Raw genomic sequence first — 18,450 nt, 5'->3', positions numbered from 1 at the left:
TCGCCGGCCCGGTGATCCCGGCCACGCGATGTCCGGGGAGCGGACGGTGGTGAGTAGTCTCGACGACGTGACGAGCAGCAGTCCGGGTGAGCTGGGCACTCCCGCTCCCGCCCTGGTGGCCCGCACGGTCGAGATCGACCCGGCCCAGGTCGACGACCTGCTCTCGCTGCTGCCCAGCGACGACCCGGTCAGCTGGGTGCGCCGCGACGAGGGCCTGGTCGGCTGGGGACGTGCCGCCGAGCTGCGCACCGCCGGGGCCTCCCGCTTCGACGACGCCGCCGCGTGGTGGAGCGAGCTCACCTCGCGCGCGGTCGTGCGCGACGAGGTCACCGAGCCCGGCACCGGCCTGGTCTGCTTCGGCACCTTCGCCTTCGCCGACGAGCCCGGCGACTCCGTCCTCGTCGTGCCCTCCGTCGTGGTCGGTCGGCGCGGCGAGCGCGCCTGGCTCACCACCGTCGGTCGCGGCCTGGAGCACCTCGAGCACGCGCTGGTCGCCGCCGAGGCGCCCCGCGCCCCCGGGGGGATCGCCTTCACCGACGGCGCCCTCGACGGCGAGGCCTGGATGTCCGCGGTCGCCGACGCCGTCTCCCGGATCGAGCGGGGCGACCTCGAGAAGGTCGTGCTGGCGCGGGACCTGGTGGCGCGCGCCGACGGTGACGTCGACGTCCGGTGGCCCCTGAGGCAGCTGTCGTCGGCGTACCCGATGTGCTGGACGTTCCACGTCGACGGGATGGTCGGCGCGACGCCGGAGATGCTGGTGCGCCGTGAGCGCGGCCTGGTCACCTCCCGCGTGCTGGCCGGCACCATCCGGCGCACCGGCGACGACGAGCGCGACCTCGCGCTGGCCGCCGCACTGGCGAGGTCGTCGAAGGACCTCGAGGAGCACGAGTACGCCGTCCGGTCGGTCGCCGACGCGCTCGACCCGCACTGCTCGTCGATGAACGTCCCCGAGGCACCGTTCGTGCTGCACCTGCCCAACGTGATGCACCTGGCCACCGACGTCGCCGGCGTCGCCCGCGACACCCGGACGTCGCTGGAGCTCGCCGCCTCGCTGCACCCCTCGGCGGCGGTCGGCGGCACCCCCACGACCGCGGCCGTGGCCCTCATCGCCGAGATCGAGCGGATGGACCGCGGTCGCTACGCCGGCCCGGTCGGCTGGATGGACGCGGCCGGTGACGGGGAGTGGGGCATCGCCCTGCGGTCGGCGTCGGTCTCCGGCGACACCGTCCGGCTCTTCGCCGGCTGCGGCATCGTGGGCGGCTCCGACCCCGAGGCCGAGCTCGCCGAGGCCCAGGCGAAGTTCGTGCCCGTCCGCGACGCGCTGGGCGGCTGACCCGAAGCACCCGCAGCGCACGCCGGCAGCACCTACAGTGCGCAGGTGGAGCATGCAGCGCGCGTCCACGGGTCTGGGAGGGCCCGCGGCGCAGACGACAGTCGTCCCTACCCCCGAGCCGTCGCGGTGGCCGGCTTGGTCCTGGCCCTCGTGGGGCTCCCAAGCGCCGCGCCCGCCAGCGCCGACGACCCCGAGCCCGCGCCGACGCACTCGTTGAGCGTCTCCGGTCCGGGGGTGTCGAGCTACCCCGCCTTCGACCCGGCGGTGACCCGCTACGCCGCCACCACCACCGAGGAGTCCGACGGCACCCTCGAGGTGACCGCGACGACCACCGATCCGGACGGTGTGGTGCTCGTCGACGGCGCGCCGGTCACGGGCCCGACGACGGTCGAGGACCTCGCCGAGGGCGAGGAGGTGTCGGTGCTGATCGAGGACAAGGGCGGGACCAGGGCGTACTCCGTCATCTACCTGCCGGCGGACTTCCCGACCCTGGAGGTCACGGTGCCGGCCGCCGAGGGCAGCGCCGTCGCCGACGGTGCGGTGCTGCTGACCCTGAGCCGGTGGGTCGCGCCGGGGTCGCAGTTCGAGGCGGCGATCGACTCGCACGGCGTGCCGCTGTGGGTCGACGTGCCGGAGTTCGGCTCCTCGATGGACTTCAAGCCGCTCCCCGACGGCGGCTACTCGATCTTCCGACGCCCCAGCAACGACCTGGACGCCAGCGCGACCGCGCTGCGCCTGGACGCCTCGCTGGAGGTCGTCGAGTCGCACACGACGGTCGGTCTCGAGCACACCGACGCCCACGACATCGTGTGGAACGACGACGGCAGCGTCTACATCAGCGCCTACGAGCCCGACCCCGAGTCGGGGCTGGTCGACGCGATCGTCCAGCACGTCGCCCCTGACGGGACCGTGCTGTGGGAGTGGAACAGCGCCGACCACGACCTCGTCGACGAGACGGTGTGGACCAACGACACCGACTACGCCCACCTGAACTCCATCCAGGTCATGGAAGACGGCGACATCCTGCTGTCCTTCCGGCACCTCAGCGCGGTCCTCAAGGTCGCCCGCACCGCCCACGACGGGTTCGCCTCCGGCGACATCGTGTGGCGCCTCGGCGGCCGACGCAGCGACTTCACCTTCCCCGACGACCCCGACGGCACGGGCCCGTGCGCGCAGCACACCGCATACGAGCAGCCCGACGGCACGATCCTGATCTTCGACAACGGCAGCTGGGAGGGCTCCACGCCGCTGTGCGTCGACCAGGCCGACCCGCTCGGACCGGTGGTCGACCGGCGCTTCAGCCGCGTGCTCGGGCTGTCCCTCGACGAGGACACGATGGAGGCCTCGGTCGTCGAGAACCACCAGGTCGACGGCCGGTTCGCCGTCTTCGCCGGGTCGGCCGAGCGACTGCCCGGCGGCACCACCCTGGTCGGGTGGGCCTCCTCGACCGCGGCGACCGCCAGCGAGCTCGGCGCCGACGGCGAGGTGCTGTGGGAGGTGCGCAACGTCGCCTCCGCCGGCGGACCGCCGTACTTCACCTACCGGGCGGCGTACGCCGACTTCCCCGACGCCATCGCGCCGACCATCGATGCCGCGCCGGAGACCTCCGCGCCGCTGCGACTCGGGGCACGCGTCGAGATGTTGCACCGCTGCGCCGACCGCGGCGGCTCGTCCCTGCTCTCCTGCGAGGCGACTGCCCCTCCCTCCACCCTGCAGCCCGGCGAGCAGTCGGTCGACGTGGTGGCCGTGGACGGCGCGGGCAACCGCTCCGAGCGGTCGATCGCCTACGAGGTGGCCGACTCCCGGGCCGACCTGTGGCTGGGCGGCGGGACCGGACGGGACGTCGTCGGGGGCAGCCTCGGTCCCCAGACCGCCACCTCGCGGACGGACGGTCGTCGGACCCGGGTCGCCTTCCACGTCGACCACGACGCCGCCATCGCCGACCGCGTCACGCTCGGCGCGACCCTGCGCGGCGACACCGATGCGTTCCGGCTGCTGTGGAAGGCGGGCGGGAAGGACGTCGGCCGACAGGTGCGCCGTGGGACCTACCGGCCCCGGGTCCGTGCCGACGAGGTGGACGACCTCCGCCTGGTCGTCGTGCCCCGACGCTCGGCCGGGCGTCGCGACGTCGTCCGGGTGGTGCTCGAGGCACGAGCCGCCCTCGGCTCCGGCGGCCGGGACCGGGTCAGGCTGCGGGCCCGGGGCTGACCCGGGACCGCCGAGATGTCACTCAGGCACGCTCGAGGGGTCAGGGCAGGTCGGCGCCGTCGGGGAGGCGGAGGTACTCCTGCTCGCGCGGGGACAGGAACGTGGAAAGGTGCGTGTCGGCCATGCCGAGGGCGAGGTCGGAGTAGACCTTGTCGTGGATGGCGAGGTTGCGGGGCGCGCCGACGGCCAGGGCGAAGTCGATCGCCTCGCTGATCTTCATCCACGGTGCGGAGACCGGCGCCAGCAGCAGGTCGACCGGGCGGCCCGGGCCGTCGAGGCTGTCACCGGGGTGGAACACCGACGTGCCGCCGACGTCGAGCAGGAAGCCGGAGTTGTCGGGGCGCGGGTAGTCGGGGTGGATGACCGCGTGCTTGTCGTTCACGACCTCGACGTCGATGCCGCCCGCGGCGAAGCGCTCCCCCGGCGCCACCACGGTGAGCCGCTCCACCAGGTCGGGTGCCTGCTCACCCACGGCGTCGGCGACCTGCGCGATGGTGCGCACCGGGGCGTCGGCACGGCGCAGGTGCTCGGGCGTCCAGTGGTCGGGGTGCAGGTGCGTGACGAGGACCAGGTCGGCGCCGTCGACCGCCTCCGGCTCGGTGAACGCACCCGGGTCCAGGACCACCGTGGTGCCCTCGTGCTCGATGCGGACGCAGGAGTGGCCGAACTTCGTCACGCGCATGCGCCCACCGTAATCCGCTGGCCCCACCCCGCGGGGTCGGCCAGGATGCGCGGGTGCTCGAGGTGGTCGTCTCCGGTCTCGTGACCGGCCTGGCCATCGCGGTGCCGATCGGTGCGGTCGGCGCGTTCCTGGTCACCCTCACCGCGCGCACGTCGTGGCGGGTCGGCTCGGCAGCCGCGCTGGGGGTGGCCACCGTCGACGGGGTGTACGCCGCAGCCGCGGTCCTCGGCGGGGCGGCCCTGGCGGGGCTGCTCGCCCCGGTCGCGGACGCACTCCGCGTGGTCTCGGGCCTGGTGCTGCTCGGCATCGCCGCGCTCACCGCCCTCCATGCGTGGTCGCGGCGGTCGTCACCGGCCCGGTCGGGGCGGGTGGTGGGGCCGCGGGCGGCGTACCTGCTGTTCGTGGGGATCACGGCCGTCAACCCCACGACGGTCGTCTACTTCGCGGCCGTCGTGCTCGGCAACCGGGACCTGGTCGACGGGCCGGTCGAGGGGCTGGTGTTCGTGGCGGCGGCGTTCGCGGCGTCTGCGCTGTGGCAGCTCGGGCTGGCGCTCGCGGGCGCCGGCCTGGGACGGACCATCACCGGACCGCGGGGTCGCCTCGTCACCGGCCTGGTCTCCGCGGTGGTCGTCGCGGGCCTGGCGGTCCGCACGATCCTGGGCTGACCCGGCCCGGCGGGGACCTCACCACCGTCGTCGCAGACTGGGCCCATGGAGCACCAGCGCACCATCGCGATCACCGGCGTCACCGGAGCCCTGGGTGGGGAGGTGGTCCGGCTGCTCGCCGGCGCGGACCTGCGCCTCGACCTGCGACTGCTCGCCCGCGACCCGGCCAGGGCACCCGCGGTCGACACCGACGTACGCCGGTGCGACTACGGCGATGCGGCGTCCGGGGTCGAGGCGCTGCGCGGCGTCCACACCCTGCTCATGGTCTCCGCGTCGGAGTCGGCCGACCGCCGGGCCCAGCACCGGACCTTCGTCGAGGCGGCCGCGGAGGCCGGTGTGCGGCGGATCGTCTACACGTCGTTCGCGGGGGCGGCCGAGGACGCGACCTTCACCCTGGGTCGCGACCACCACGACACCGAGCAGGCGATCCGTGCGACCTCGATGGAGCACACCTTCCTGCGCGACAACTTCTACCTCGACGTGCTGCCGCTCTTCGCCGACGACGAAGGGGTCGTCCGCGGGCCGGCGGGCGCCGGGCGGGTCGCCGCCGTGGCGCGCGCCGACGTCGCCGCCGCAGCCGCGGCCGTGCTGCGCGACCCGGGCGCACACGCCGGCGCGACCTACGAGCTGACCGGCCCCGAGGCGCTGACCATGTCCGAGGTCGCCGAGCGCGCCGGGCGGGTCCTCGGGCGGTCGCTTCGCTTCGAGGACGAGACCCGGGAGGAGGCGTGGGCGTCGCGCCGTGCGGCGTACCCCGACGCTCCCGACTGGCAGCTCGAGGCGTGGGTCAGCACCTACACCGCCATCGCCGACGGCTCCTGCGCCGGGGTCACCGGTGCGGTCGAGCAGCTCACCGGCCGGCCCGCCAGGACGTTGGAGGAGACCCTGGAGGAGACCCGGCGCGCCTGATCCGTCGCGTCGTCAGGGGCGCAGGCCGCGGATCCGCGCGTCGAGGTCACGGCGGTTGTCGCGGCGTACGCGCACCTCGACGACCTCGAGGCCCCCGTTGGGCGAGGCGAGCGCCTGCTCGAGCTCGGGCAGGGACTCCACGCGCCAGTGCGGGGTGCGGGTGGCGGCACAGAGGGACGCCAGGTCGACGTGGTGCGGCGTGCCGAAGACCCGGTCGAAGCGGTCGGCGTGGGCGGGGTCGCCCTGCTCGAGGGTGGCGAAGATCGAGCCGCCGTCGTCGTTGACGACCACGATCGTCAGGTCCGGCTCCGGCTCCTGCGGCCCGAGCACCAGGCCGTTGGCGTCGTGCAGGAAGGTCACGTCGCCCACCAGCGCGATCGCCCGGGAGGAGTGTGGCCGCCCCAGCGCCGCACCGACGGCCGTCGACACCACGCCGTCGATGCCGGCCAGGCCCCGGTTGGCCAGGACCTTGCGCCGGTCGCCGACGGCCCAGCCGCGGATCATCAGGTCCAGGTCGCGCACCGGGTTGGAGGGGCCGACGAACAGCAGCCCCCCGGGCGGTACGGCGGCAGCGACCGCCCCCGCGACCTCGTGCGGCGTCAGGTCCGGCTCGGCCGCGAGCAGCCGGTCCAGCTGGGCGCCCACCGCACGGTCGGCGGCCTGCCACTCCTCGAGCCAGGCCGGGTCGCAGGCGGCCTGGTCGGGGTGCGGCTCACCCCAGCCGATCTCGTGGTCGACGGCGAAGGGGCGCTGGTTCCACACCCCGGGCGAGGGCGCGGAGAGCACCTCGACGTCGGGGCGGGCCAGCAGCGCCTGCACCGGCCGGGACAGCGTGGGGTGGCCCATCACGACCACCCGCTCCACGCGCTCGGCCAGCGACGAGGCCAGCAGCAGGCGGTAGGTGCGCAGCGGGGTGCGGCCGGTGCGGCACCCGGCGCTGGGCTCGGCCAGCAGCGGCCAGCCCGCTCGCTCGGCGAGCACTCGCGCGGGCGGACCGGCGTCGTCGCCGGCCACCACGACCGTGCGCGGGCCGGGGTCGATCGGGTCGAGGTGGCGCCCCCGCCACGGGTGCTGCTCGCGGGGCGGGTCGACCGCGTCGGGCAGGTCGGCCCACGGGTCCTCGGGCACCAGCGGGTCGTCGAGGCGGACGTTGAGGTGGGTGGGCACGGAGCCGGGGAACACCGGCACCGGCTCGCCCGGCCCGAGGTCGAGGGTCGGCACGAGGGGGCCGAAGACACCGACCTGGTCGGTGGTCTGGTTGGCGCCCGTGCCACGCAGCCGGGCGGGCCGGTCAGCGGTCACCGCGACCATCGCGACGCCCGCGTGGGCGGCCTCCAGCAGCGCCGGGTGAAGGTTGGCGACCGCGGTCCCGGAGGTGCACACCACGGCGGCACGCGCACCGACCTTGGTCAGCCCCAACGCCAGGAAGCCGGCCGAGCGCTCGTCGATGCGCGTGTGCAGCCGCAGCCGGCCCGCGGCCGCGGCGTCGAAGAGCGCGAAGGAGAGCGGGGCGTTGCGCGAGCCGGGTGCGACGACGACCTCACGCACGCCGGCCTCGAGCAGCGCGGTGACGACCGCCCGGGCGGTGGCGGTGGACGGGGTCACGACGAGCGATCCTGCCGCAGCGCCCTCACCTCGGCCAGCCGGGCCTCCCAGTGCGCCACCCGCTCCGGCTCGGCACGGAGGCGCTCGAGCGCGGCGGGGTCGACGGCGGGGCGGGCGACCGGCAGGGCGCCGTCGACCGGCAGCAGCGGCTCGTCCGCGAGGTCGTCGGTGAGCAGCGAGACCGTGGCCAGCCCGCAGGCGTGCGACAGCTCGGGCAGCGCCGCGGCCAGCGCGACGCCGGCGGCGATCCCGACCGAGGTCTCCAGCGCGGAGGACACCACCACCGGCAGACCGATGTCCTCGGCGATCCGCAGGCAGGCGCGGACACCGCCGAGCGGCTGGACCTTGAGCACCGCCACGTCGGCGGCCTCGAGGTCGCGGACGCGGTAGGGGTCGGCCGCCCGGCGGATGGACTCGTCGGCCGCGACGGGCACGTGCTGGCGACGGCGTACGACGGCGAGGTCCTCGACCCGCGCGACCGGCTGCTCGACGTACTCCAGCCCACCGGCGGCACGCGCGAGCGCCGGGAGCCGGCGCAGCGCGGTGTCGACGTCCCACAGGCCGTTGACGTCGATGCGGACGAGCCCGTCGGGGCCGAGCGCGTCGCGGACCGCCTCCAGCCGGGCCTCGTCCTCACCCTCGGCCTGCCCGGGCTCGGCGACCTTCACCTTGGCGGTGCGGCACCCGGAGGCGGACACGATCGCGTGCGCCCGCTCGGGCCCGACAGCGGGGACCGTGACGTTGACGGGCACCCGGTCGCGCAGCGGCGTCGGCCAGTCCCCCGCCGCGGCCTCCTCGGCGCAGCGCAGCCAGGGCTCGGCGACGGCGGGGTCGTACTCCAGGAACGGGCTCCACTCGCCCCAGCCACCCGGCCCCTCGAGCAGCACGCCCTCGCGCACGGTGATCCCGCGGAAGCGCGTGGTCATCGGCACCGACCACACCCGGACGCTCACGGGGCCCCCTCCACGAGCCGACCGAGCGCGACGCGGTCCGGCTTGCCGTTGGCCAGCAGCGGGATCTCGGGGACCTCCACCACCTGGCGCGGCGCCCACGAGCGCGGCCGCTCGGCGGCCACCCAGTCGCGCAGCTCCTGGGTCGACGGCGCACCGGCGTCCCGGGGCACCACGAACGCCACGAGCCGGCGGCCCCACTCCTCGTCGGGGACGCCGAGCACCTCCACGGACGCCAGCGCCGGGTGCTCGCGCAGCCGGGCGGCCACCGCCGGCCCGGGCACGTTGACCCCGCCGGTCACCACGACGTCGTCGACCCGACCCAGCACCTGCAGCCGACCGTCCTCGTCGAGGCGGCCGGCGTCGGAGGTGTGGAACCAGCCGTCGACCAGCACCTCGGCGGTGAGCCCGGGATCGCCGTCGTACCCGTCGAAGAGCGTGGGCCCGGCCAGACGGATCCGGCCCGCGGGCCCCAGGGCGACCGCGACGCCGTCGAGCGGGACGCCGTCGTAGACGCAGCCACCGGCGGTCTCGGCCGCGCCGTACGTCGCGACGACGTGCACGCCGGCCGCCTCCGCCCGGGCCCGCAGCGCCGGGTCGACCGGGCCGCCGCCGAGCAGGACGGTGTGGAAGGTCCGCAGCGCCCAGGTGTCGTCGGAGGTCCCCTGCCCGCCGTCGCGCCCGTCCTCCAGCATCCGGTGCAGCTGGGTGGGGACCAGCGAGGTGAACCGGTGGACGTCGGGGTGCTCGCGCAGCAGCGCGGCGGTCGCCTCGGCGAAGGTCGGGTGGTCCTCGGCGAGCACCGGACGGTGACCGGCCAGCCAGGAGCGGCACACGACCTGCGCCCCCGCGACGTAGGTCGGCGGCAGGGTCAGCAGCCAGGCGCCCTCGGCACCCAGCCGGGCGCGGGTCGCGCGCGCCGAGGCCAGCACGGCGGCACGGCGGAGCACCACCCGCTTCGGCCGCCCCGTCGAGCCCGAGGTCGTCACGACCAGTGGCTCCTCGTCGTCACGCTCCAGCCACCCGGTGAGGGCGCGCACGGCGTCGGCGGCGCTGCCCTGGAGGTCCATGCCGACGAGGCTAGCCCCGCCCCCGGGCACGGCGGCCGCCCGGCCGGTGCCCGTGTCCGGGGGCGCCGCCCGGTGCCGCCCCGTGCCCGGCACCGTGTTGAATGGCTGCCCGTGGCAACTCCTGGACAGTGGCTGGCCGGCGCCCGGCCCCGCACCCTCCCGGCCGCGGTCTCACCGGTGCTCGCGGGCACGGCCGTGGCGGCGTACGTCGACGAGCCGGTGTGGTGGCGAGCGGCGCTGGCCCTGGTGGTCAGCCTGGCGCTGCAGGTCGGCGTCAACTACGCCAACGACTACTCCGACGGCATCCGCGGCACCGACGAGGACCGGGTCGGCCCGATGCGGCTGGTGGGCTCGGGCGCCGCGCCCGCCGCGGCGGTGAAGCGGGCGGCGTTCCTGGCCTTCGGCGTCGCCGGCGTGGCGGGCCTCGTGCTGGCCGCCGCCACCGCGTGGTGGCTGCTAGCCGTGGGCGCGGTCTGCGTGCTGGCCGCGTGGTTCTACACCGGCGGCTCCAGGCCCTACGGCTACCTCGGGCTCGGCGAGGTGATGGTCTTCGTCTTCTTCGGCCTGGTCGCCGTCGTCGGCACGACCTACGTCCAGACCCGCACCTGGGAGCCGGCCGCGCTCTGGGCCGCCGTCGGCATCGGCGCGCTGGCCTGCGCGATCCTCGTGGTCAACAACCTGCGCGACATCCCCACCGACACCCTGGCCGGCAAGCGCACGCTGGCGGTCAAGCTCGGTGACCGCGGCACCCGGGCGCTGTACGCCGGTCTGGTCGCCGCGGCCGGGGTCGCCGTCGTCGCCCTCGCCGCGACGACCACGTGGTGGGCGCTGCTCGGGCTGGGGTTCCTGGCGCCCTCGGTGCCGGGGCTGCGGACCGTGCTCGGTGGCGCGACGGGACCGGCGCTGGTGCCGGTGCTGCAGTCGACCGGGGTCGCCCAGCTGGTGTGGGCGGTGCTCAGCGGCGTACCGCTGTTCCTGGCCTGAGCCGACTCCTCGGGCTCAGTCCGCGTCCTCCCGGGACTTCATCTCCTCGAAGCGGCTGGTGGCCGCCCGGGCCCGCTCGTCGACCTTGCGGGCCAGCGCCTCGCGGGGGCCGTTGAGCAGCACGTAGGAGCCGACCCCGCTGATCAGCAGCGCGATGACGAAGCCCGCCAGCAGGTTGGCCTCCCCGGCGACCAGCACCCACAGGCCCAGCACGACGCCGAGCGCGGCGAGGAAGAGCAGGATGCGCAGCGCGGTGTAGACGAGGAACTCCTTCACGCCGTTCAGCCTAGGCGGTCACCACCGGCGACCTACAGTGGAGGTGTGCTGAAGTTCCTGCTGGTGGTGGCGCTGGTCGCGGTCGCGATCTACCTCGTCGTGCGCGCCGCGCAGCGGGGCAGCCTGCGTCCCTCCCGCCCGGCCCCCAAGCCGCAGCCGCGGGCCATCGCGCCCGACGACGACGAGGACTTCCTGCGCGACCTCGACCGCCGCAAGGTGCACGGCGAGGACGAGGACCCCGACTCACCCACCCGGTGACCCTCCGCCGGGCGTGACGCTCTCGGCTCGGCGCGGTGGTCGCCTCAGGCGGCGGCCGGCAGCCGCACGGTGAACCGCGCCCCGACCCCGTCGGGGCCGTCGTCGACGCGGATCGCGCCACCGTGGCGCTGGACGATCGTGCGGCAGATCGACAGCCCCATCCCGGTCCCGCCGAGCCCGGTCCCCGGCACCCGCTCGAAGCGCTGGAAGACCTGCTCGCGCATCCCCGCCGGGATCCCGATGCCGTTGTCGGTGACCGTCACCGTGACGTCGGGGCCCTCCAGGACCCCGCCGACCACCACGTGCGGCTCGACGCCCGCGGCCACGAACTTCACCGCGTTGCCCACGAGGTTGTCCATGAGGTGCTGGAGCATCGGGGCGTCCCCGTTGACCTTCGGGACCTCGCGCAGCTCGACCCAGCGGCGTACGTCGCGGGCGTCGGCGACCTCCTCCACCACGGCCTCGAGGTCGACCGGGGCCGCGTGCAGCGTGCGGTCCCGGCAGGTGGCGTGCAGCAGCAGGTTGGCCACCATCCGGTCCAGCCGCTGGGCACCGTGGTGGAGCCGCGAGACCAGGGCGGCCACCTCGACGGGGTCCGCGACGGGCCCCTCGAGCAGGCGGTCCAGGGCGGTCTCGGACCAGCCGACCATCGCCGCGATCGGCCCGCGCAGGTCGTGCGCGACCACCCCCGCGAACGCGGACAGCGCATCGACCTGCTCGCGCTCGTCGGTGACGTCGCGCAGCACCAGCACCGTGCGTCCGGCGTCGGCCAGCCGGGTCGCGGTCACCGACACCACGACCTCCCCCGCTGGCCCGGGCAGGGCCACGTCACCGGCCTGTCGTTCGCCGTACGACGCCGCCTGGGCCTGCAACCACCGGTGCGCCAGCACACCCGGGAGGCTGCGGAAGGGGTGCAGGCCGTAGGACTCCCGCGCGGCCCGGTTGGCCTGAAGCACCAGCCCGGTCGCGGACACGACGACCAGCCCGTCGAGCAGCGCGTCGAGCGGCTGGTCGACCGGCGGCACCGGGCCGGCGGTGGGGCCGGCGTGCAGGGCGGCGTGGGGGGCGTGGGCGTGCTGGGACATGACGGGCGCGGTCCTCCTCACCCCGTCCTGTCGGCCGCCCGGCGCCCGGCTGTAGCAATCCCGGTGCTGGTCTGGTCGGGGTCGAGCCGGCGTATTGATACGCCGGCTCGGCGGACGGAGACGTCGAACCGGCGTATTGATACGCCGGCTCGGCGGGGGTGGGGCGGCGCCTAGGAGCCGGGGTGGAGCGGGGACACCGCGGGGGCGTCGGCGTAGGAGTGCATCGAGGAGGTCGAGAAGTAGTTGATCCCGATGAAGTTGAACCACAGCGTCGCCATCCCCAGCAGCGCGAGCAGCGCGGCGTTGCGGCCCTTCCAGCCGGCGGTGGCGCGGGCGTGCAGGTAGGCGGCGTAGACGACCCAGGTGATGAAGGCCCAGACCTCCTTGGGGTCCCAGGACCAGTACGACGCCCAGGCCTCGTGCGCCCAGATCGGCCCGGTGATCAGCACCGCGAAGGTCCACACCGGGAAGCCGAAGGCGTGCATCCGGTAGGACACCCGGTCCAGGGCCGCGGGGCTCGGGACGCGACCGAGGTAGCCCCCGACCGTGCCGCGCCGCTCGGCGCGCTCCTTGAGCAGGAACAGCGCGGAGGCGATCCCACCGAGGGTGAAGGCACCGGTGGCGATGATGGCGGAGACGACGTGGATGACCAGCCAGTAGGAGTTCAGCGCCTCCCGCAGCGGCCCGACCGGCTGGTAGAGCCAGATCACGGCCACCATCAGCAGGGTCAGGACGACGGTGACGACGATGGGCGCCATCCAGGCCAGGCCGAAGCGGCGGCGCAGCAGCAGGTAGAGCGCGGCGACGACGAAGGTCCCCGACAGCGTGAACTCGTACATGTTGCCCCAGGGCACGCGGTGCGGCTCGGCGGCCATCCCGCGTCCGACCAGGGCGACCAGGTGGACGGCCACGGCCAGGCAGGTGAGCAGCAGCCCGAGGCGTCCGGCCATCTCGACGCGCTCGGTGGTGCGCGCGTCGACCTCCGGCTCGGGGGCCGGCGGGGCGCCGGCCCCGACGCTGACCGTCTCGCGAGCGGTCATCTGGCCCCGCTGGCTGCCGGCCGGCACCGAGCGCAGCAGCGCCCACTCCGCCAGGTGCGAGAGCAGGGCGAGGAAGTAGACCACCCCCGCGGCCGCCACGGCCTGGTTGGAGAGCGCCTCCCAGGCGGTCTGACTCATCGGGTGTCCTCCTGTGCACGGTCGAGCGCCTCCACGATAGCCAGGCGCAGGTCGTCGACGACGACGGCGGTGTCCCCGCCACCGGAGCGGTCAAGGGCGGCGAGCTCGACGTACGAGCCCTCACCGTCCTCATGGGGTACGACGCGAAGCCACACGCGCCGCGGGCGGATGAACAGCGACCCGCACAGCCCGATCAGGGCGAGCACGACGCCGCCCAGGGCGATCCGCTTGCCCGGGGTCTGGCTGACCTGCACGCGCACCCACGGCTCGACCCCCTCGAAGGTCACCGAGCCGAGCCCGTCGGGCAGCTCGGCGGTGTCGCCGACGGCCAGGTCGAGCCGCAGCGGGCGGCCCTCGTCGTTCTCCAGCTGGGTCGCGTCCTCCTTGTCGAGGATGTAGACCGACTGGGACTCACCGTCCTCGAGACCGAGGTCGCCGACGTAGACGTTCATCGAGACCACCGGGTTGCGGGCGTCGCCCATGACGTTGAACGGGTCGCCCTCGATGCTGGCGAAGAACGGGTAGAAGAAGCCCTCGAGGCCGATCGCCTCGGGCTCGGCCGCGAGCGCCTTGACCACACCGAAGGAGAAGAACGTGGCGTCCTGGGGCAGGAAGACCGTGGGACCGGAGTAGGCGACCTCGCCGTCACCGCCGCGCACGGTCACCACCGGCGCGTAGCCGTGGCCGACGAGGAACACCTCGCTGTCGCCGATCCGCAGCGGGTGGTTGACCCGCAGGTCGTAGGTCTGCTCGGGCTCGCCGGGCGCGGTGCGGTAGGTCAGGCCGGCCTCGAAGGCGCGCGCCATGCCCTGGCCGGCGCCCTCGCTCAGCCACTCCACGTCGAAGGAGTCGACGTCGAAGGAGAACGGCTCGAGCTCGTCGGCGGAGAAGAACGAGCCGGGGACGAAGTCGTCGTACTGCGTGAGGTTGTTGGAGAAGCCCGCGCCCTGGACGACGATGACGCCGCCCTTGTAGCCGAACATCCCGCCCATCGCGAAGCCCACCAGCACCACGATCACCGACAGGTGGAAGAGCAGGTTGCCGGCCTCGCGGAGGTAGCCGCGCTCGGCGGCGACGGTGCCGGCCTCGCGCTCGGCGTCGGGGCCCGCGGCGTCGGCAGGAGCCGGTCGCAGCCGGTAGCGGCGGCGGCGCAGCTCGGCCCGCGCGACCTCGAGCACCTGCTCGGGGCCGGCCTCGACGTCGTACGCCGCATGGTCGGGGAGCCGGGTGAGGTGACGCGGGGCCCGGGGCGGGACCGCGCGGGCGGCGCGCCAGTAGTGGCTGGTGCGCGGCAGGATGCAGCCGATGAGGCTGACCATGAGCAGCACGTAGACGGCGGCGAACCAGACCGATCCGTAGACGTCGAAGAGGCCGAGCCGCTCGTAGATCGGTGTGAGGGACTCGTGCTGGTCCTTCCACTGGCGCGCGCCGAAGGAGTCGACGCTCTCCTGGGGGATGACCGAGCCCGGCACGGCCGCGAGCGCGAGCAGCAGGAGCAGCACCAGCGCGGTGCGCATGGAGGTGAGCTGTCGCCACACGTAGCGACCGAGCTCGCGCGCGGTCAGCTCGCCGGGGCGCCGGGAGGAGCGCGGGGTGGGCTGCTCGCTCACACCGCCACCTCGAAGTCGCTGACCAGCTGGATCTGGATCCACGTGACCGCCTGGTCCCACAGGCCGGTGACCAGCAGGACGCCGACCAGCACCAGCATGCCGCCGCCGGCGCGGGTGACCCACTGCTGGTGGCGGCGCACCCAGGCCACCGCGGTGAGCGCCCGCCGCCACGCCAGCCCGGCCAGCACGAACGGGACACCGAGGCCCAGGGAGTAGAAGCCGAGCAGCAGCGCGGCGCGGCCGGCGGTGCCCTCGTCGTAGCCGAGCCCGAGGATCACCCCGAGCGTCGGGCCGATGCAGGGCGTCCAGCCGAGACCGAACAGGAAGCCCAGGACGGGCGCGGCGGCCAGGCCCACGGCGGGCACCTTGTGCACCCGCAGGTCGCGCTGCAGCCACGGCACCGCGCGCGCGAAGAGACCCATGAAGGCCAGCCCGAGCACGATGGAGAAGATGCCCAGCCCGACGTCGAGGGCCTGCTTGTTGACCAGCAGCCAGGTGCGCATCCCACCCACGGCCGCCCCGAGGATCACGAACACGACGGTGAACCCGAGGACGAAGAGCACCGAACCGGCGACCATCCGGCCGCGGCGCACGTCACCGGCGGCGATGTCGGCGCCCGAGAGCCCGGTGGCGTAGGAGAGGTAGCCGGGCAGCAGCGGCAGCACGCACGGGGAGAAGAAGGAGACCAGTCCCGCCAGGACCGCCACGGGGACGGCGAGCACCAGCGAGCCGGAGAGCGTGGTCGCCTCGAGCCAGTCACCCATCGGCGACCTCCTCGTCGGGCGCCGACGGAACCGGCGCGGGGGCCGGCGGGCCGCCCGCGTCCTCGACGAGGTCGGTCAGGGTGGTGCGGCTGGGGATCTCGCCGTTGACCAGCGAGACGACCACGCCGTCCTCGTCGAGCACGAGGGTCGTGGGCGTCGAGCGCGGCGAGGTGCGGCCGGTGAAGGCCAGCAGCGCGTCACCGTCGGGGGCGTAGATCGAGGGGTACTCCACGCCGCGGTCGCGCTCGAAGGAGCGGGCGTTGGCGGCGCTGGTGTCGCGGATGTTGATGCCGAGGAAGTCCACGTCACCGTCGTACGCCGCGGCGAGCTCGGTGAGCATCGGCATCTCCTTGATGCAGGGCCCGCAGCCGCTCCACCACACGTTGACGACCGTGACCGTGCCCGGGGAGAACGTGTAGTCCTCCCCCGTCGTCGTCTCCCCGGACAGCTCGACGGGCGGCTGCCGGTCCTCCTGCGCGAACTCGACGACGCCGCCGTTGCCGGGGACGTAGTCGAGGTCCCCGGTGCCGGTCAGGTCAGAGCAGCCGGCGAGCAGCCCGGACAGCAGCACCGTGGGGAGCAGCAGGGCGGGCAGCAGCCGCAGGGCGCGGGGCGCCCGGAGGGAGGCGGGCATGTCAGGGACGGCGCTCCTCGGGGGCACCGCCGGCGGAGAACGGGGCAGCCTTGTCTCCGGCGGGGATCAGGTCGCCGGCCGGCTCGGAGTAGGCGATGGCCGTGAGCCGGTCGCCGCTGAAGTGCAGGGAGGTGAGCGAGCACAGCGTGCACTGGCGCTTGCGCGGGTCGTGGAGGAAGGAGCGGCCCTCCAGGGAGAGCCGCGTGATCCAGATCGGCAGCTGGTGGGACACGATGACGGCCTCGTGGCCCTCGGCGGCCCGGCGTGCGTCGTGGACCGCCTCGGTCATCCGTGCGACGACCTGCTGGTAGGGCTCGCCCCAGGACGGCTTGAACGGGTTCCACAGGTGGCGCCACGAGGACGGGCGCGTCAGCACGTTGCGCTTGCCGCCGAAGGTCTCGCCCTCGAAGACGTTGGTCGACTCGATCACCCGCGGGTCGGGGTGCACCTCGAGCTCCCGGGCGGCCGCCAGCGGCGCGATGGTCTCGCGGGTGCGGTCGAGCGGGGAGGCGACGAGGTGGACGATGTCGCGGTCGCTGATGGTGTCGGCGACCCGCTGGGCCATCGTGCGGCCCAGGTCGGAGAGGTGGAACCCGTCGCGACGCCCGTACAGCACGCCCTGGGGGTTGTGGACCTCGCCGTGGCGCAGCAGGTGGACGATCGTCTGCGTGCTCATGCCGCACCCCCCGCGGCGGCGGCCGCACGGGCCGCGGCCGGCAGCGCGTCGAGCACCGTCTGGACGGCCTCGTCGTCGTGCGCCGAGGAGAGGAACCACGCCTCGTAGGCCGACGGCGGGAGGTAGACGCCCGCGTCGAGCATCGAGTGGAAGAAGGCGGCGTACGCCGCGGCGTCGGTGCGCGAGGCGTCGTTGAAGTCGCGCACCGGGCCGTCGCAGAGGAACACCGAGAACATCGTCCCGGTCGACTGCACCGTGTGGGCGACCCCGGCGGCGGACAGCGCCTCGGAGGCCGCCTGCTTGAGCACGTCGGCGGCGCCGCCGATGTGGTCGTAGACCTCCTGGGTCGCCAGCCGCAGCGTGGTGAGCCCGGCCGTGGTGGCGATCGGGTTCCCCGAGAGGGTGCCGGCCTGGTAGACCGGTCCCTCCGGCGCCAGGTGGCCCATCACGTCGGCACGGCCCCCGAAAGCCGCCGCGGGGAAGCCACCGCCCATCACCTTGCCGAAGGTGACCAGGTCCGGGCGCCACCCCTCGACCTTCCCGTCCAGGCCCCACTGACCCTCGCGGGTGACGCGGAAACCGGTCATCACCTCGTCGGAGACGAACAGCGCGCCGTGCTTCGCGCAGGTCTCGGCGAGGAAGGCGTTGAAGCCGGGCTCCGGCGGGACGACGCCCATGTTGCCGGGGGCGGCCTCGGTGACCAGGCAGGCGATCCGGTCGCCGTGCTCGGCGAAGACGGCCTCGACCGCGGCGCGGTCGTTGTAGGGCAGCACCAGCGTCAGCTCGGTCGAGGACGCCGGGACGCCCGGGGTGCCGGGCAGCGCGAAGGTCACCAGGCCCGACCCGGCCGAGGCCAGCAGGGCGTCCACGTGGCCGTGGTAGCAGCCGGCGAACTTCACCACCACGTCGCGGCCGGTGAAGCCGCGGGCCAGTCGGATCGCCGACATGGTCGCCTCGGTGCCGGAGGAGACGAAGCGGACCTTCTCCACCGGGGTGCGGGCGACGATCTCCTCGGCGAGCTCGACCTCGGGCTCGGTGGGCGTGCCGTACGACGTGCCGCGGGCGACCGCGGCCTGGACGGCGGCCTGCACCTCGGGGTGCGCGTGCCCGAGCAGCATCGGGCCCCAGGAGCAGATCAGGTCGACGTACCGCTTGCCGTCGACGTCGGTCAGCCACGGCCCCTGCGCGGACCGGATGAACCGGGGGCTGCCGCCGACGGCGTTGAACGCCCGCACCGGGGAGTTGACGCCTCCCGGGGTCACGGCGTGCGCGCGCTGCATCAGCGCGCGCGAGTGGGGTCCGGCGTCGAGCCGCTCGTCGGTCTCCGGCGTGGTGCTCACCTCGTCATTGTCCCCGAGGCGGCCAACCGCCGCCGCCGGGGTGGGGTGGCGCGACGGGGCACGTGGTCCAGACCACGGCGCGGCCGGCCGGATCGCCCGCCGTTTCAGCGTCATACCCCCGGGGGAGGCTCGTCGTCCGGGTAACAGACATCCAGGACACGCGTAACCCAACCGTGACACCATTCGTTAGGTCGGTCACGTGCTTGAGGGAGCGCGACACACG

The 18,450-nt window shown here is 74.6% G+C and carries 18 protein-coding genes; 6 read left to right on the top strand and 12 right to left on the bottom strand.

The annotated features are described in order from the left end of the window. Nucleotides 1-67 precede the first annotated feature (67 nt). Both BKA05_RS01160 and BKA05_RS01155 read left to right on the top strand, forming a co-directional pair. The gene (locus BKA05_RS01160) at nt 68-1,333 is read left to right on the top strand and encodes an isochorismate synthase (protein ID WP_343045464.1); all 1,266 of its coding nucleotides are present in this window, start codon (nt 68-70) and stop codon (nt 1,331-1,333) included. Nucleotides 1,334-1,459: 126 nt separating this feature from the next. After that, nucleotides 1,460-3,541 (top strand): aryl-sulfate sulfotransferase, encoded by a 2,082-nt coding sequence (locus tag BKA05_RS01155; protein WP_179529786.1) that lies wholly within the window; start codon nt 1,460-1,462, stop codon nt 3,539-3,541. Nucleotides 3,542-3,581: 40 nt separating this feature from the next. Here the strand turns inward: BKA05_RS01155 and BKA05_RS01150 are convergent, their stop codons facing one another. Beyond that, nucleotides 3,582-4,223 carry an MBL fold metallo-hydrolase gene (locus tag BKA05_RS01150; RefSeq protein WP_179529785.1) on the bottom strand — a complete coding sequence of 214 codons (642 nt, stop codon included), beginning with the start codon at nt 4,221-4,223 and terminating at the stop codon, nt 3,582-3,584. Nucleotides 4,224-4,276: 53 nt separating this feature from the next. Here BKA05_RS01150 and BKA05_RS01145 point away from each other — a divergent pair, with 53 nt between their 5' ends. Then, a complete protein-coding gene (locus BKA05_RS01145; protein ID WP_179529784.1) occupies nt 4,277-4,888 on the top strand; it encodes a LysE family transporter in 612 nt (203 codons plus the stop codon). Between the two features lie 45 nt (nt 4,889-4,933). Further along, nucleotides 4,934-5,797: an NmrA family NAD(P)-binding protein gene (locus BKA05_RS01140; protein WP_179529783.1), complete on the top strand. Its 864-nt coding sequence runs from the start codon at nt 4,934-4,936 to the stop codon at nt 5,795-5,797. Between the two features lie 12 nt (nt 5,798-5,809). Here the strand turns inward: BKA05_RS01140 and menD are convergent, their stop codons facing one another. From menD to BKA05_RS01125, 3 genes are read right to left on the bottom strand one after another with little or no spacing between them, the layout of a single operon-like run. Next, the gene (menD, locus tag BKA05_RS01135) at nt 5,810-7,402 is read right to left on the bottom strand and encodes a thiamine pyrophosphate-binding protein (protein ID WP_179529782.1); all 1,593 of its coding nucleotides are present in this window, start codon (nt 7,400-7,402) and stop codon (nt 5,810-5,812) included. Continuing rightward, on the bottom strand, nt 7,399-8,355 hold the full coding sequence (locus tag BKA05_RS01130) for an o-succinylbenzoate synthase (RefSeq protein WP_179529781.1): 957 nt from the start codon (nt 8,353-8,355) through the stop codon (nt 7,399-7,401). Before BKA05_RS01130 ends, menD begins: the two co-directional genes overlap by 4 nt. After that, nucleotides 8,352-9,422: an AMP-binding protein gene (locus BKA05_RS01125; protein ID WP_179529780.1), complete on the bottom strand. Its 1,071-nt coding sequence runs from the start codon at nt 9,420-9,422 to the stop codon at nt 8,352-8,354. Before BKA05_RS01125 ends, BKA05_RS01130 begins: the two co-directional genes overlap by 4 nt. A gap of 111 nt (nt 9,423-9,533) precedes the next feature. Between BKA05_RS01125 and BKA05_RS01120 the strand changes: the two genes are divergently transcribed. Next, nucleotides 9,534-10,406: a 1,4-dihydroxy-2-naphthoate polyprenyltransferase gene (locus BKA05_RS01120; RefSeq protein WP_179529779.1), complete on the top strand. Its 873-nt coding sequence runs from the start codon at nt 9,534-9,536 to the stop codon at nt 10,404-10,406. Between the two features lie 15 nt (nt 10,407-10,421). Here the strand turns inward: BKA05_RS01120 and BKA05_RS01115 are convergent, their stop codons facing one another. Beyond that, on the bottom strand, nt 10,422-10,682 hold the full coding sequence (locus tag BKA05_RS01115) for a DUF4229 domain-containing protein (RefSeq protein ID WP_179529778.1): 261 nt from the start codon (nt 10,680-10,682) through the stop codon (nt 10,422-10,424). Between the two features lie 45 nt (nt 10,683-10,727). Between BKA05_RS01115 and BKA05_RS01110 the strand changes: the two genes are divergently transcribed. After that, nucleotides 10,728-10,940: a hypothetical protein gene (locus tag BKA05_RS01110; protein WP_179529777.1), complete on the top strand. Its 213-nt coding sequence runs from the start codon at nt 10,728-10,730 to the stop codon at nt 10,938-10,940. Nucleotides 10,941-10,984: 44 nt separating this feature from the next. On the opposite strand, the gene BKA05_RS01105 is transcribed toward BKA05_RS01110, so the two are convergent. The 7 genes from BKA05_RS01105 to hemL form a co-directional block, all read right to left on the bottom strand. Continuing rightward, a complete protein-coding gene (locus BKA05_RS01105; RefSeq protein WP_179529776.1) occupies nt 10,985-12,025 on the bottom strand; it encodes a sensor histidine kinase in 1,041 nt (346 codons plus the stop codon). 170 nt (nt 12,026-12,195) lie between these two features. After that, nucleotides 12,196-13,203: a c-type cytochrome biogenesis protein CcsB gene (ccsB, locus tag BKA05_RS01100; protein WP_179529775.1), complete on the bottom strand. Its 1,008-nt coding sequence runs from the start codon at nt 13,201-13,203 to the stop codon at nt 12,196-12,198. After that, nucleotides 13,200-14,813, bottom strand: coding sequence for a cytochrome c biogenesis protein ResB (resB, locus tag BKA05_RS01095; protein WP_343045463.1), 1,614 nt, complete (start codon nt 14,811-14,813; stop codon nt 13,200-13,202). The genes ccsB and resB overlap by 4 nt, the downstream gene beginning before the upstream one ends. Further along, nucleotides 14,810-15,577, bottom strand: coding sequence for a cytochrome c biogenesis CcdA family protein (locus tag BKA05_RS01090; protein WP_179529774.1), 768 nt, complete (start codon nt 15,575-15,577; stop codon nt 14,810-14,812). The genes resB and BKA05_RS01090 overlap by 4 nt, the downstream gene beginning before the upstream one ends. After that, entirely contained in the window at nt 15,570-16,211 is a 642-nt protein-coding gene (locus tag BKA05_RS01085; protein WP_179529773.1) for a TlpA family protein disulfide reductase, read from the bottom strand. The genes BKA05_RS01090 and BKA05_RS01085 overlap by 8 nt, the downstream gene beginning before the upstream one ends. Nucleotide 16,212: 1 nt before the next feature. After that, entirely contained in the window at nt 16,213-16,887 is a 675-nt protein-coding gene (locus BKA05_RS01080; RefSeq protein WP_179529772.1) for a histidine phosphatase family protein, read from the bottom strand. After that, nucleotides 16,884-18,227 carry a glutamate-1-semialdehyde 2,1-aminomutase gene (gene hemL / locus BKA05_RS01075; protein ID WP_415836793.1) on the bottom strand — a complete coding sequence of 448 codons (1,344 nt, stop codon included), beginning with the start codon at nt 18,225-18,227 and terminating at the stop codon, nt 16,884-16,886. Before hemL ends, BKA05_RS01080 begins: the two co-directional genes overlap by 4 nt. Nucleotides 18,228-18,450: the final 223 nt, after the last annotated feature.

The organism is Nocardioides marinus, assembly GCF_013408145.1.
GTDB lineage: Bacteria > Actinomycetota > Actinomycetes > Propionibacteriales > Nocardioidaceae > Nocardioides > Nocardioides marinus.
Note: the sequence above shows the minus strand (reverse complement) of the source record. Positions and strands in the feature narration are given on the sequence as shown.